Origin of the sequence: Lacinutrix sp. WUR7 (assembly GCF_016864015.1) — a bacterium.
In the GTDB taxonomy this organism is placed as follows: Bacteria; Bacteroidota; Bacteroidia; order Flavobacteriales; family Flavobacteriaceae; genus Oceanihabitans.
Genome location: NZ_CP045067.1, coordinates 774,823 through 790,068, shown reverse-complemented (window position 1 = coordinate 790,068; position 15,246 = coordinate 774,823). Strand labels below are relative to the sequence as shown.

General features: G+C 32.9%; 12 protein-coding genes, 1 tRNA gene and 1 pseudogene. 3 read left to right on the top strand and 11 right to left on the bottom strand.

Annotated features, from left to right (window positions below):
- Positions 1–38: 38 nt before the first annotated feature.
- The 6 genes and pseudogenes from FG167_RS03475 to FG167_RS03455 all read right to left on the bottom strand — a co-directional run bounded on the left by FG167_RS03475 (position 39) and on the right by FG167_RS03455 (position 4,854).
- On the bottom strand, positions 39–995 hold the full coding sequence (locus tag FG167_RS03475; RefSeq protein WP_203460049.1) for an ornithine cyclodeaminase family protein: 957 nt from the start codon (positions 993–995) through the stop codon (positions 39–41).
- 97 nt (positions 996–1,092) lie between these two features.
- Positions 1,093–2,193: a DUF4407 domain-containing protein gene (locus FG167_RS03470; RefSeq protein ID WP_203460048.1), complete on the bottom strand. Its 1,101-nt coding sequence runs from the start codon at positions 2,191–2,193 to the stop codon at positions 1,093–1,095.
- Between the two features lie 133 nt (positions 2,194–2,326).
- Positions 2,327–3,730 carry a hypothetical protein gene (locus FG167_RS03465; RefSeq protein ID WP_239004436.1) on the bottom strand — a complete coding sequence of 468 codons (1,404 nt, stop codon included), beginning with the start codon at positions 3,728–3,730 and terminating at the stop codon, positions 2,327–2,329.
- Between the two features lie 15 nt (positions 3,731–3,745).
- A pseudogene (locus FG167_RS17495) lies at positions 3,746–4,057 on the bottom strand (M56 family metallopeptidase); the annotation flags it as partial.
- 99 nt (positions 4,058–4,156) lie between these two features.
- On the bottom strand, positions 4,157–4,486 hold the full coding sequence (locus FG167_RS03460) for a hypothetical protein (protein WP_203460047.1): 330 nt from the start codon (positions 4,484–4,486) through the stop codon (positions 4,157–4,159).
- Between the two features lie 2 nt (positions 4,487–4,488).
- Positions 4,489–4,854 (bottom strand): BlaI/MecI/CopY family transcriptional regulator, encoded by a 366-nt coding sequence (locus tag FG167_RS03455; RefSeq protein WP_203460046.1) that lies wholly within the window; start codon positions 4,852–4,854, stop codon positions 4,489–4,491.
- Between the two features lie 120 nt (positions 4,855–4,974).
- Here FG167_RS03455 and FG167_RS03450 point away from each other — a divergent pair, with 120 nt between their 5' ends.
- A complete protein-coding gene (locus FG167_RS03450) occupies positions 4,975–6,348 on the top strand; it encodes a M28 family peptidase (protein WP_203460045.1) in 1,374 nt (457 codons plus the stop codon).
- On the opposite strand, the gene FG167_RS03445 is transcribed toward FG167_RS03450, so the two are convergent.
- Both FG167_RS03445 and FG167_RS03440 read right to left on the bottom strand, forming a co-directional pair.
- Positions 6,345–7,214, bottom strand: a complete 870-nt coding sequence (locus FG167_RS03445) for a DMT family transporter (RefSeq protein WP_203460044.1) — start codon at positions 7,212–7,214, stop codon at positions 6,345–6,347. The two genes, FG167_RS03450 and FG167_RS03445, sit on opposite strands and share 4 nt — an antisense overlap.
- Positions 7,215–7,421: 207 nt before the next feature.
- Positions 7,422–8,810: a dipeptidase gene (locus FG167_RS03440; RefSeq protein WP_203460043.1), complete on the bottom strand. Its 1,389-nt coding sequence runs from the start codon at positions 8,808–8,810 to the stop codon at positions 7,422–7,424.
- A gap of 115 nt (positions 8,811–8,925) precedes the next feature.
- On the opposite strand from FG167_RS03440, the gene FG167_RS03435 reads away from it, so the two are divergent.
- Positions 8,926–9,007: transfer RNA gene (locus FG167_RS03435), tRNA-Leu, on the top strand.
- 176 nt (positions 9,008–9,183) lie between these two features.
- Positions 9,184–10,176 (top strand): LacI family DNA-binding transcriptional regulator, encoded by a 993-nt coding sequence (locus tag FG167_RS03430; RefSeq protein ID WP_203460042.1) that lies wholly within the window; start codon positions 9,184–9,186, stop codon positions 10,174–10,176.
- Positions 10,177–10,283: 107 nt separating this feature from the next.
- Here the strand turns inward: FG167_RS03430 and FG167_RS03425 are convergent, their stop codons facing one another.
- The 3 genes from FG167_RS03425 to FG167_RS03415 all read right to left on the bottom strand — a co-directional run bounded on the left by FG167_RS03425 (position 10,284) and on the right by FG167_RS03415 (position 15,245).
- The gene (locus FG167_RS03425) at positions 10,284–11,204 is read right to left on the bottom strand and encodes a T9SS type A sorting domain-containing protein (protein WP_203460041.1); all 921 of its coding nucleotides are present in this window, start codon (positions 11,202–11,204) and stop codon (positions 10,284–10,286) included.
- 14 nt (positions 11,205–11,218) lie between these two features.
- On the bottom strand, positions 11,219–14,098 hold the full coding sequence (locus FG167_RS03420; protein WP_203460040.1) for an alpha-amylase family glycosyl hydrolase: 2,880 nt from the start codon (positions 14,096–14,098) through the stop codon (positions 11,219–11,221).
- A gap of 70 nt (positions 14,099–14,168) precedes the next feature.
- The gene (locus FG167_RS03415; RefSeq protein ID WP_203460039.1) at positions 14,169–15,245 is read right to left on the bottom strand and encodes a SusE domain-containing protein; all 1,077 of its coding nucleotides are present in this window, start codon (positions 15,243–15,245) and stop codon (positions 14,169–14,171) included.
- Position 15,246 lies beyond the last annotated feature (1 nt).

Sequence of the window (15,246 nt, the reverse complement as noted above, 5' to 3'; positions counted from 1 at the left end):
TTCTAGTCCGTTTTAGAACGTGTATTTTGTGTTAGGCTTTATTCCTTTGTGAATTTATTATAGTAATAATTAGCGGCAGCTAAATCTTCTATACCGTGGCCAACAGATTTAAAAACAGTTATTTCATTATCGTTCTGTCTGCCTTTTGTTGAATTAGAAGTTAAACTGAATAAATCCCCTTTTATATCTTCCTCTTTAAGGATTCCATTTTTAAGGGGAGTAACCATGTCGCCACTTTCTTTTAATCCGCCATAAGTATCTACGTAAACGGAAGCCTTTTCTATGGTTTCGTCATCGGCTTCCCGCATGTCCACTTTATAAGCACCAACTAAATCGATATGTTGGCCTTTTTTTAAATATTTCCCTAAAATCAATGGTGTTGTAGAAAGTGTAGCGGAGGAAATAATATCTACATCCGATATTTTTTCTTCGATCGTTTGGATTGCCTGAACGGTAAAATTTTCATTTTTTAAATTGGAAGCAATCTCTTTCGCTTTTTCAAAATTTCTTCCCCAAATATACACTGTTTTTATAGGTCTCACGGAAGCGTGTGCTTGAATTAGATTTGCCGACAAAGCGCCTGATCCAATCATGAGCATACTGCTAGAATTTTGTTTAGATAAGTAAACGGATGCCAAAGCCGAAGCTGCAGCTGTGCGTTTAGCAGTTAAACTTTTAGCTTCTAATATAGCCTTAATGTTTCCTTTAATAGCATCTAAATAAATATAGATTCCTTGAATAGCAGGTAAATTGAATTGTCCGTTTTCAGGATGCACTGTAACTATTTTTACTCCTGCATTTTTATCCGGATGCCATGCAGGCATTAATAAAAGCGTAGCGTCTTTTTTAACTGTAGGATTTGGGAAATCATGGTGGTGACGCATAGGTACCATAATACTTTTATCAGAAAAGGATTGTTTTATTTCTTGAATCAATTCTGTAAAAACAGTGTTTTGTTCTATAAAATCTCCATCGATTTGTAGTATGTTTTTCATAACTATAAAAGTAATGAAATCTTAAGTTTTAACCACTATGTAATTAACCATCCAATAAAATTATATACCATATAATACAAGTTGATATTTGAAGTTTTTATAATATTTTAGTCTGTTTGGTATAAAAAGTATCTTGTTGTTTTTTCATTAGTTCACGAGCCATTTTCTTTTTGTAAGCGTAGATTTCTTCTTCTTCCGCAATGTCTTTGTATACTTTATCATTTAATAAAGTATCTGCTTCCAGCATTCTTTTTTCTTGATGCACTTGTTGTGTGGTCCAGGTTCTAATTTTATGTTCTTCGTTTTCAAACTTAAAGTCGTATTCTCCTTTTGTTGATAGTAATTTTGCGATAATAGGAGAAGTTTCAATTGCTAAAAACAATAAGAATATGAATAGACTTGGTAGCCAAGGCAATTGATTTAATGCATTTACTCTAGCCATTAAACCATCAAAGCCATCAATAATAGGTTGTGTAGTTGCCACTTGTGTTTCGTAATCTGTTTTAAGCTGTGCTATTTGTGCTTCGTTAGTTGCAATTTTTTCTTTGTTTGTGGTTTTTAATTCTTGTAATTCGGCTAAAGCAGCATCGTGTTTATCTCGTTTTTCTTTGTACACAGGACCTTTGCCTAAAAGTTTGGTTCCTGCAGTTCCTTCTGCTTCGTTAATAAAGATGGCGTACAATTCGTTTAATTCGGTTTCTTTGGTGTCTATTTGGGTTTGCAAAGTGGTAATGCTGTTTTCTAAAGCTTGGACTTCTGGGGTAAATTGTAAGGCTATTTGATCTTTGTTAGCAAGTGTTAATTCGTTTTTTTGTTCTAAAAGGACTTGATTAATTTCCTTTTCAAAAATCTTTAATTCTAAGGGTTTAGAGATAACTATTGCTATAATAATAGCCAATATTATTCTTGGAGAAGCTTGGATAAATTCATCCATAAAACGATCTCTTTTTTTTATGGTAGAAACAATAAAACGGTCTAAATTAAAAATGAGTAATCCCCAAATAAGTCCGAAAAATATAGCCGTATATAGATTATCGAAAACCGTAAAAAGCGCATAACTAGAAGCTGTAAATGCCATGATTGCAGTAAAGAATACAGTAGCTCCAATTCCTGCGTATTTGTTTTGCTCTCCATTAGAGCAATCTTTTAAAATATTGGTATCTGCGCCAGAGCAGATAATGAAAAATTGTTTTAACATGATTTGATTGTTTTGATTGATAGATGATTGTCTATTAGAACGCTAACTATACTATTTTGTTACAGTTTTTCTCAAAAAAAAGACCCTTCAGGTTTTTAAAACCTGAAGGGTCTGAATATTGGAATGGTTACCTCTAATCTAGTAGCACTCCTTTTTCATTAACTTTTTTTCCGTATCTATTAAAATACGTTATTTTTTTATTTTTAACAACATAGAAATAAGTAGTACCATTTATTTCTACATATCCATTTTTGTCTTTTTGAGTATTCGATTTTACGTCTTGTAATGTTTCTACTTTAGTGATCACTTTTCCGTTATCATCGGTAATCACTGGATGTGTAGTTATGTTTACCATGGGTTTTTTAAAACCTTTTGTTTGCGTAGAAATACTTAAGTCATCATCGTTTTTTATTATTTCAATAGCTTTATCGGATGTGATTTTCTTCCCTTCAAAATAAAAATTAGCATCTTTTTTTGCCATTTCGACTACGTGATCTAATGGAGACTTTGGCGGTGGCGGCGGCGGAATGTTAGAAACTTCCCCTTTTAATACTTTAGGTGCTGGAGGAGGAGGGGGTAATATATTTCCTTTATCATCCGTAATATATCCATCCTTGTTGTAATAGGTTTTTTTACCATCATTTACCGTAAAATAATGGGATTCACCATTGTCTAGCATTTCGTAACCAGATTCCACACTTTTTGGTGTTTTGTTAATGATTTCATTTAACGTTAATTTTTTTCCTTTTTCATGTTGTGGAACTTTTGTTGGAGGCGGTGGAGGAGGAATGTTACTTACTTCTCCTTTTTTAACAATTGGGGAATGCGAATAATTTTTGTCGTTTTTATCTACTAAAGTAATTAGTATTGGCGGAAATTTATCCGTTTCGGTTTTTATATTAAACAACTGAACAATGGTTCCAATTTCCAAATTATTTAGTTGGTTTTTCGCTTCTTCATTTAAAATGTTTCCTGTTATTCTTACTGTTGGTTTTCCGGCTATTTTAAAAAGGAAACTCTTGATATTTTGATTGGTAGTTGTTCCTAAAATCAGATTTTCAATTCCTTTTTTAGATAGGTTTACTTCACAGGCACCATTACATGTAATTCCGTTTATTGTAGGAAGTGTTTTTTTTGAGTAATCTGTATTGTCTTGAATATAAGCATTTTCAGAAAGTATAATTTTGTTTAAATTATCTTTTGTTTTGCTCATTATTTCTTTAATGATTTCATAATCAATTGCTCCAGAAGTTTTAATTTTTAAATCCGATTTTTTGTTACCAGTTATGGTTTTAAAATCATCTTTTAAATTATTAAAATTGGTTTCCTTTCTATTTAGTGATAGTTTAAAAGGATTTTTTTGTACTTCCAACTCTGGAGTTGTGGTTTGTGAATTTTCTGAAGAAAATTCTACTTTAGTTTGTACTTCTTTCTCAACCTGTTTTTTAGTGCTAAAGCTGAAAATTAAGAATGCTAATAGTGGCAGTAGTAATAAACTACGAAGCCAAAAGGTTTGTTTGGATGTTTGTGTTTTCATAACTGTAAATCGTTTTTTGATGGATGAATAATTGATTGCGTGTTCTAAGGTTAATTCTTGCTGGTTTGATGAGAACGATAACAAGATTTTTTGATAATTAGTACTTTCTATTCCGTTGTTAATAACTGCTTGGTCCGCTAAAAATTCATGGTTTAATTTTATGTCTTTCTTTAAGATGTAGACCAAAGGATGAAACCAAAATATTATTTGTAAGACCTCTATAAAGAGTATGTCTATACTGTGTTTTTGTTTGGCGTGTGTTTGCTCATGAAGTAAAACTTCTTTTGGGATTTCGTTATTTTCAAATTTTGTTTTATTGAAGAAAATGTAACTAAAAAAGGTGTGTGGTACTATGAAATCTTTTAATAAAACACTGATAAAATCGTTTGTTTTTTGCTTCGGATTTCTCCTTATTTTTAAGGCTATTTACGTTAGGTTGTATACAAATCGTATTAAAAATAATAAAACTCCTATTCCGTAAATGCTCCATAAAACTATAGGTAAATAGTTTGTTGGCTCTTTTAGGATTGGGTTTTGGCTTTCAGAAAAACCTGTTACTTCAGAAATATTGGTTAAAGCATTTTGAGGCTCTATATATTCTATAAAAGTTATAAAAGGAATGGTAATAGAAACCAATACAACACCTAATAAGTAAATGCGTTTAAATTGATGGTTACTTGTTCTTTCTAAAAATACTTTATAGAAAGCAATAAAAGCAAGCAAACATATACTGGATTTTAATAGTGCGATTTCCATGACTATTTGTTTTTTATTTCTAGATCTATTATAGCTCTTAAATCTTCTAATTCTTTTTTAGATAGATTGGTTTCTTTTGTAAAAAAAGAAGCAAATTGCGAACTGCTATCGTTAAAAAAGTTCTTTATTAATCCGTTTACATGTTTAGAGAAATAATCTTTTTTCTTTACTAAAGGATAATATTCCCGTGAATTACCAAAAAGAGTGTACGCAATAAATCCTTTGTCTGTCATGCGTTTTAAAAGCGTCGCAACCGTTGTATTTGCTGGTTTAGGTTCTGGATATGCTTCTAGTAAATCTTTCATAAAAGCCTTTTCTAATTTCCAGATATGATTCATTAAATCTTCTTCTGTTTTGGATAATTGCATCTCTACATGTTTAGATTGTTCTCTACAAATGTAGAATATAAAATTCAATTCTACAAGTGTAGAGCAAAAATACTTTTATTTGCATTATCTTTACCCTGAAAAATTATTGCTATATATTTTATGAAAAAAAATCACCTTGTCCTTTTGTGTGTACTACTTATTTCTTCTTTTGTAAAGGGGCAAACTATTGCAGAAGTAATACAGCAAATGGATTTAGATTCTTTACAACTTACCTTAAGAGAGTTTACAGGAGAACAGCCTACTATCATTAACGGAAACGAGGTGGCTATAGCCAATAGAGTTCATTCTAATAATGAATTGGCTGCAGATTATTTATACCAGAAATTAGATCGATTAGATAATATTACGGTAAGCAACCAGCTAATTGATGGTGAGGCGGGAAGGCGAAACATCATCGGGACTCAATTAGGTAAAACCAATCCGGATAACATATATATTATTTGTGCACATTACGATTCTGTAGCAGGTTATTGTGCCGATGATAATGCATCTGGAACAGCTACAGTTTTAGAGATAGCAAGAATTTTATCTACCCAATGCCTAGATAATACTATTGTGTATGCACTTTGGGATGAAGAGGAAATAGGTCTGAAAGGAGCACAATATTATGCCAATCAAGCGGCTGCAAATAATGACAATATTTTAGGTGTTTTAAATATTGATATGATGGGTTATGATGGAAATAATGATAATAATTTTGATATTGATGTTAGAGATGTTGCAAACTCTTTAACTATGAAAGATGATATCATTTCTATTTTGAATACGCCGGAATACGGATTTACATTAACGGTAAACGTGGTAAATCCGGGGACTAGTTCTAGTGATCATTCTAAATTTTGGAATAAAGACTATTCTGCTGTTTTGGTTGGAGAGTCTTGGGAAACGAATGATGAAACGCCTTTTTATCATAGTTCAAATGATAGATATAGCACTTTAAATTTTCCATATTACCATGAGCTTTCTAAATTGATTATGGGATATATGGTAACCAAAGCTGGACTTATAAATATAGATAATACCGTTAGTCAGAATGCAAATACTTTAACCGCTAATCAAAACGGCGCGTCTTATCAATGGGTGAATTATGCTACCAACACGAATATTGCAGGAGCAACAAACCAAAGTTATACACCAATAATTAATGGTAATTACGTTGTAGAAATTAGTTCTGGTGCTTGTGTTGAAAGGAGTATGCCTATTACTGTTACTTCTTTGGGAATGGAAACGTTTAGCGATAGTGATATTTTGTTATATCCTAATCCGGTGAAAACGAATTTGATGGTAGAAATACCTGCTAGTTCGGATGCAGTAGTTTTGGAGTTATATGATATCACAGGAAAAAAGATACTAGATAAAACATCTTCGGGAACGAAGACTGTATTAGATTTAAGTGCTTTAAGTAATGGCGTTTATTTCTTAAAAATACGTACAAATAATAAATACAAGATTTCTAAAATTGTAAAAGACTAATCCGTTTTTTTCTTTTTAGAGCGTACACTTTCTATAATAACCGTAGCAATTATTAAAGAACCACCAATGTAGGTGTTAAACGTTGGTATTTCGTTTAGAAAAATATATGCTAAAATTATTCCGAAAACGGGTTGTGTACTGCTAATTATACTTGCGGTACTCACGCTAAAATACTTTAGCTTTTTTATAAATAATGTATGTCCGATTGCCGTAGTTAATAAAGCTAATATAAGTACATAAGGATATTCTGTTTTTATGGAGCTAGTATCTTTGAAAAATAAGAATGGTGCCAATAGTACCGTCAGTATTAATAACTGATACACCATTAATGTGGTACCATTGTATTTAGCTACATGTTGTTTTAATATCAGAATTCGTAAGGCATAAAAAACAGCAGAAAGAAGCCCTAAAAATACTCCTTTTACATTCGAATTTTCTAGATTAAAATCTGGAGCAAGAATATAAATGCCTAAAAGCACTAGTATTCCTAATACGATATGTATTGGATCGAATTTTATTTTAATAAATAAAGGTTCTAAAAGTGCAATAATAACCGGAAAGGTATACAAGGAAAGCATTCCCAAGGCTACATTAGATAGTTTGAGCGCATAGAAATAGGAAATCCAATGTGCTCCCATAAAAAAGGCACTTAGAATAAAAGGAAGCCTGTCTTTTTTAGAATGAAGCTTTAGGTCTATTGTTTTATACCTGCAATACGCAAAAAGGATTATAAAAGCTAATGCACTTCGCCACCAAACAAGTACTTCGGTAGGCATGTCTATATATTTACCTAAAACACCAGAAGTACTTATAAAGCAAGTTGCTAATGTAAGTTCTAATAGATGTTTAAAGTGGCTATTCTTCATTTAATAGTTATGTCTGCTTTGTGTTAGCAATTGCAATGGCATCCTTTTTTGTGAAGCTCTTATTCTTGAAATTTAAACATTTTAGTATTAATAAATTTATGTGTAAGATCCCAAAACAAGTTTGGGACTGCTTCGCAGAAAAGATATAATGAAAAGTGCGACCTCCTTTTGCTTATTAAAAAAGCAGAAGGAGGTAACACCCAAATACTATTTATTTAGTTCTGTAAAATAGTGGTAGAAATAAGGAATAGTTTCAATACCTTTTAGGTAATTCCATACGCCGAAATGCTCATTTGGTGAGTGAATAGCATCGCTATCTAAACCAAATCCCATTAAAATAGTTTTACTTTTTAATTCTTTTTCAAACAAAGAAACAATAGGAATACTTCCTCCGCTACGTTGCGGAATTGGCGTTTTTCCAAAGGTATCGGTATATGCTTTACTTGCTGCTTTGTAACCAATACTATCGATAGGCGTTACATAACCTTGTCCGCCATGATGCGGAGTAACTTTTACGGTCACGCCTTTAGGAGCAATGCTTTCAAAGTGTTTTTTAAAGAGTTGTGTGATTTCTTTCCAATCTTGATTTGGTACTAAACGCATCGATATTTTTGCAAATGCTTGGCTTGCAATTACGGTTTTTGCGCCTTCACCAGTGTAACCTCCCCAAATTCCGTTAACATCTAAAGTTGGTCTTATCGAGTTTCTTTCGTTGGTAGAATATCCTGCTTCCCCATAAACAGCGTCAATATCTAATGCTTTTTTATAGTTTTCTAAAGAGAAAGGTGCTTTTGCCATTTCTGCTCTTTCTTCTGTACTAAGTTCTTCTACATTATCGTAAAAACCAGGAATGGTAATATGATTGTTTTCATCATGTAAAGAAGCAATCATTTTGGTTAATACGTTTATTGGGTTTGCAACTGCACCACCATAAAGGCCAGAGTGTAAATCCCTATTGGGACCAGTAACTTCTACTTCTACATAGCTTAAGCCACGTAATCCGGTAGTTATAGAAGGTGTGTCTTTGGCAATCATTCCAGTATCTGAAATTAAAATAACATCGTTACTTAGTTTTTCATGGTTTTCTTTTACAAAATCGGCAAGACTTGCACTACCTACTTCTTCTTCCCCTTCAATCATGAATTTCACGTTACAAGGCAATTGGTTGGTTTGCGTCATAAGCTCCATGGCTTTAACGTGCATATACATTTGTCCTTTGTCATCACAAGCACCACGAGCAAAAATTGCGCCTTCTGGATGTAGTTCTGTTTTTTTAATAACAGGTTCGAAAGGAGGAGAATCCCATAAGTTAATTGGATCTGGTGGTTGCACGTCATAATGACCATAAACGAGCACTGTTGGCAAGTTTTTATCAATGATTTTATCACCATATACGATAGGATATCCCTTAGTTTGACAAATTTCTACGTTTTCACAGCCTGCTTTTTCAAGACTGGACTTAATTTCGTCTGCTGTTTTTAAAACGTCCTTCTTGTATGCAGAATCTGCGCTAATAGACGGAATTTTAAGTAGTTCGATCAATTCGTTTAAGAATCTATCCTTGTGCTGATCGATATATTTTTTAATGTCTTTCATAATAAAATTGCGGTTTTTGTAAAAGTACAAAAAAGGGGTATAATTTTCTTTATTTAGATGTTATGAATATTAAAAGTATTGTTTATATTTGCAATCCGAAATTATCGGATAAGTTGCAGGCGTGGTGGAATTGGTAGACACGCTAGACTTAGGATCTAGTGCCGCGAGGTGTGAGAGTTCGAGTCTCTCCGCCTGTACAATTAAAGAAGCTTCTCTGTTTAGGGAAGCTTTTTTTATGTGTAATTTATGCGCTTTTTTACTTTTGAAATGACGTCTAATGTTATAAAAAGGAATAAAAGAAGTATTTTTACTAAATAGAGTAGTACGTTTTCAGGATACTGTAAACGATTAAATAAATAAAACCGCGATTTAAATGCCATCAAACAGAACAACTTTAGCTTCTATTGCTCAGGCTTTAGAGATTTCTATCTCTACAGTTTCTAAGGCGCTTTCTAATAGTTCAGAAATTGGTGCCGCAACAAAGAAAAGAGTTTTAGAATATGCAAAAGCTAATAATTATACACCAAATAGCTTTGCATCTAGTTTTAGAAAAGGAACTACAAGTACTATAGGATTAATAATACCTAATATACTAAACCCGTTTTATGCTAAAGTATTAGTTGGGGTAGAAAGCTATTTAGACGACAATGGTTATAAATTAATTACTTCTATTTCTAATGATCTTATTGAAAAGGAAACGAAGAACATTTCTGTAATGTCTAGTGGTTTTGTGGATGGATTAATTTTGTGTGTTTCTAAAGAAGCGGAACAAAAAAATGAATATCAGCACATTAAAACATTAATTGATAATGGGACTCCCATAGTAATGTTCGATAGAATTTGTGATGAGTTGGAATGTGATAAAGTGATTACAGATGACTTTCAAGCTGCTTTTGATGCCACAGAATTCTTAATACAAAAAAGAGATTGTAAACATATAGTAATAACCTCAAAAACAAATAACTTACACCATTTAAACCTAAGAAGAAAAGGATTTGAAGCAGCTATTGAAAAACATAAAGCTGCTGTAAAATGTACTGTGATTACAGATGAGAGATCCAAAGGTTTAAAACAAAAGCTGAAAGAATTATTAAAAAAAGATGCTAGTATTGATGGTATTTTTGGTTTAAACGAAAAAAGCGTTTTACATGCTATTTTGCTTACTAATAAATTACAGAAAGCAAATAGTAATATAACAATAACTGGTTTTTGCAACGATATGCAATTAAAGTATGATTCTTCTCTTATTGTAATCAATCAAAATGCGAAAGAAATTGGTAAGGAGTCTGCGAAGTTATTATTAGAAAGAATAAAAAGTAAAGATAAATCTAGTTTTAAAACCAAAACGATAGCTATAGGTCTTTAGAAAACAGCATTAAAAAACAGAAAAAGTTTAGAAAAAATATAATAAAAAGCGCAATCCAGAAAACTGGTTGCGCTTTTTTTAGTTAGAACTTAAATTCTATTTAGATATTAAAATTTAATTAGTTTAGTGGTACTTAATTGTCCTAACGTATTTTTAATTTTTGTTAAATAGATTCCGTTTGCTAATTCGGAAACCGTAAAAGTGGTGTTTTTTCCAAAAGAACCTTTGTATTCTTTTACCAGTTTCCCCGAAATATCAAATATTTGAAGACTAGTAATTTCCTTGTTAACTTTAAAGGAATTGTTTGTTGGATTTGGAAACATAGAAACCATATGCTCCTTAGCATTTTTTGGTGTACTTAATGTATTTGCATACACATACTCGCTAGTTGGTTTCCAAAAAATGTTCTGGTTAGCGGAACCATTCCAATCATCTGCAAGATAAATGGAATAGCCAGTGATGTTTGAATTGTTTAAAGTTACCGTAAACATTGCTGCTCCATCATTAATAGATACTTGCATTGTTGTTGCCGTTTGCAATGTAAATTTGAATTTATAATCAGCATACGTTGTAGCTCCACTTATAGTTGTTACATCTACAGTTCCTCCATTAGATATAATTTCTATAGGGTCAAAGGCACCTTCATTACCATCCATATTTACTTGTACAGCATAATTATTGTGTCTGTCTGTCCAAGAGGAAGTAGCAGTAGGACTTGATAAAAGAGCAATGCCAATTTGGCCGTATGCTCGAGTAGCGCTAACTATTGTTGTAAAACTATCTCCTATAGCCATTGTTGACCCGGTACCTCCTGGTAACCCTGTTTCGGTGAAGTTTCTAAAAGCTACAACTTCCTTTCCATCATAATTGGCCCACATTCCCAGATTTTCTGTTCCATCATCATAGACTCCAGCACCATTAGCAACTATATTATAGTGTGCTTGTCTTTGGGGGTAATTAATGGTTGTTTGTGCATTTAATAATATGGTTGCTCCTAAAAAAAGGAATGTCGTATATATTTTTTTCATGATTTTTATATTTTTCAGTTAATAATAAGGCGTTTAGAAACAGAAGTAGCGTTAGATTCTATTTTTACTATATATAGACCTTCTGCTAGTTGAGAAATATTAAAATCGGTGTTCTTTGTAAATCCACCATGGTATTCTTTTACTAGTTTTCCAGAGATGTCAAATATTCTAAGATTAGTAATGTCTTTATTTAATTTAAAAGAATTACTTGTTGGATTTGGGTATAATGCAAATTCCGATTCTTGTTGATAAGCATTTATGCTAAGAGTAGAAGATTGATTTCCGAAAATTCTAAATTGACCAGCAGGAATAGTAATGGTTGTTTGTATAGATTGAATAGTAGTATTTCCTGTTTCATCCATTAAATCATACCAAGTCCCACTTGTCGGGAAGCTGGTGTTAACCGTTTGCGAAACCACATCAAAGTTTGCTAAAACAATCACATTTCTTAATGCTGTAGTAGGAATAGAAGTATCATAAATATCGATTCTTGGTGTTAAGCTTCCAGAACTAATAGTGTAATCTCCTTCAAAAACAGGTTCGTTAATTTTTAAATAATTGATTCGAGACCAATCCCTGTACACTTGACTTCTAGTTGCATCTGCTTCCCAGTTGTCTGCCCATTGTGGTTGCGGTTTTGTATCTAATTTACAATCTCCATCTGTTCCACCTGGTTCATTTACAGTTCCGTTATTACATGTGAATATAGAGTTTTCCATACCTAATTCTCCAAAATGCCATATCATTTTTGGACCAGGAATAGTTAAACTTACAGCACCCAATGCCGACATTCTTGAAATTGCTACATTTAAATCTGTTACATCATGAGAAGAATTAGAAGCATTACCATATCTTACATTTTTATACATTAAACGTTCTTCATCATGGCTTTCTGCATAACCAACTAATCTAGGCGCATCAAAGCCTCTAGCGACATGGCCCATGCCGTCAAAATTATTATCCGAATTATACCCCATTGTTAATTGGTTATACGGATTAGTCAATTTCCCCCAAAGCATAATTCCTTTTGGTTCCGTATCTGTAAGTCTGTAGTTTGCCCATTCTGTTTCTTCTTGTGCGCTTCCGCCAAAACCTAAATGTTCAAAAATCACATAATGTGTTGGATCTAATGACCAAGAATAATCTGCATATTCTTTTAAGATAGCAACACGATCTGCTTGGTATGCGTTTGTTTGCGAATCACTACCGGTTGCATTTTGTGTAAACCCTTTAGTTAAATCCCATCGTAAACCATCAATTTTGAATTCTTCTACCCAATGTTTAACTACACGTTCCACGTAGTGTTGTGTTAATTCCGATTGGTGATTAAAATCAGAACCAACACTATAACTATGTCTTGCTGTGGTGTTAAAATACGGGTTTTCTGTACTTGGTTCTCCCCAACCGTCGCCATCTGCATCGTTCATCCACATTCTGTTCATAGGATTTCTACCAAAAGCATGGTTTAGAGCAACATCTAAAATTACAGCAATATCATTTTGGTGACATAAATCGATAAATTCTTTGAATTTGTCTTCCGTTCCATAAAACTTATCTAAAGCTAAATGAAAAGAAGTGTTGTACCCCCAACTTTCATTACCTTCAAATTCCATTACTGGCATAAGTTGAATAGCATTCACGTTTAAATTTTTAAAATAATCTATTTTATCGATTAAGTCTTGATAATTTCTATCGGCATCAAAATCTCTAATTAAAACTTCATAGATTACTAAATCTTCTTTTTTAGGTTTTTCAAAATCTGTAACCACCCATGAATAATCTGCTTGTCCGGTTTCTAATACCGTTACTTCACGTTCCTGTCCAACAGGATATGCTGGTAAGTTTGGATAAGTGGAAGCAGGGATCCATGGATCATCAAAAGGAGATAATACTAAAGTAGAAAAAGGATCTGCTGTTTTTACCATAGCGGGTGAATTAGCTATAGGAGATTGATCCATAACCCAATATTGGTACGTTTCTATTTGATTAGGAGTTAAATTGGTAAGTTCCAACCAAAAGATACCAGTTGCTGGATCTTTTTTCATTAAATCAGAATTAGTAGGTTGGTAGTTATTAAAACTACCGGCTACATATATATAATCTTTATTCGGAGCCTCTAAAACAAGAGTTGCTTTAGTGTTATCCGAAGTATTGTAGTTTATACCGTTGTCCAAGCCATTAGGTACGTTTTCATTAACAGGTGTGGCATTTACTAATGCCGAAAAATGTTTTATGATAGTATCAGAACCTTGGGTAATAGTTAAAGTATAGTACTGGTTTTCGGTAATGTTAGTATGTGTAAAATTATAGCTAGTTACGCCATTTAGTGTGTTTAAAACGCTGCCGTTAGAGCTTAATGTGTAGTTTGCATTTCCGTTTGTATTTGTAGCTTCTATGCTTAAGTTACTTCCAGAATTTAATTGTGTAACACTGCTTTCTAATGGGTTTGTTAAATTAACCTGAAAGGTCCCTACATTATATATAAAGTCAACGCAGCCATTATCTTTAAATTCTTGGCTTCCATTTTCATTTCTAAATACCATACCTAATTTGGTAGCAGAAGATGCTTGTGCTGCAGATAAGGCATAGTATGTTTCTGGAACAAAGGAAATACTCCAAGTACCATTTCCATTATTTGTCATTGCTCCAACACCATCGTCTTGTCCCCAGTTTCCAATGGCATTATAACCAAAGGCATTGGTGTTATCTCCAATTCCAGAGTGTAAATAAATAGTTGTGGGGTTATTAAAGCCATTACAATCTGTGTCTGTTGAATTGGCATCAACAGTAATGGTAATGCTTTCATTTACATTAAAAGGAAGCGGTGAGATACTTACTTGAGCTTGCGCAAATAAAGATACCAGTAATGCTAGTGAAAAGTAATATTTTTTCATTTTTAAAGAATTTTAAATTGAATAAAAAAGGCTTTGATAATATTCAAAGCCTTTAAAAAATAAAAGAGTATTAGTTTAAGGTTAAACTATAAGTGTAGTTTCTTGGTGTGCTTAAATCTAAAACAATAGTGTAATTTCCTGCAGATGGCACAGGAATATTTGTGCCAGAATTAAATTCTAAAACACCATCACCTTCATCATCTCCGTAATTCCAATCCCAACCGTCATTAGATCTGAATTTAATTTCTTCGGCAGTTAAGTCCATAGTAAGTGTCCACGTAGAAGTTGCACTATCGTAAGTCATATCTGTGTCATTATCCCAAGAACCTGTTGCAGAACCAATAACACCCCAGTTGTGGATTGTTTCTGAATATGTCAATGCTTCTGTATCTGCTTGAATAAAGTAATATCCAGCACCATCTGGAGCACCAATATTACCTTCGCCATCTGCAATTAAAGCTTCTGTGTAAGTTCCATCTGCTCCAGATGCGTCACCCCAATCTGTATTTCCCCATTCAAAATTACCATCTGCATTTGTTGCGATAAATTTATGATCGCCATCTAGCCAAACATATCCTTCAAAGTCCGTTTCTCCGTAGGCAGAAGCAAATAAACTAGGTGCTGTAGGAGGATCCCAACCTTGATGATTTCCAGGTACACCAATTTTTGGTGCTTCCGTTGTATATGGAGTAATAGATATAGTCACGATTTCTGAGAATACAGCTTCTGAACCATTAGTACCCGTAGAAGATTTAATACGCATATCTACATCTCCAGGAGAAAAAGGAGTTAGACTTAGGGTCCCAACAGCTATGCCATTTAATTCTTCGTTAGTCCAAACTAAATAATTGGTGGTAGTTGTTGCTACATCAAAAGATGTTTCAAAATCTGTTCCTGCTGCTGCAAATTGTAATGTGTAATCTATTGCCGTAGGTACATTGTATACAGCATCTTCCCAAACTACAGTAGTTGCGGTAACAGTAGGGTTTGCAATATCTAAAACAATGGAAGTTCCAGATGTTGGTAAATTAATAATTGCGGCTCTTGATTCAGATGGAAGTATTTCAAAATTAGTATCATCTTCATCGCAAGAGTTAAAGCTAATTAATGCAATAGCTGCTATTAATACGATTTTTAAATTTTTCATT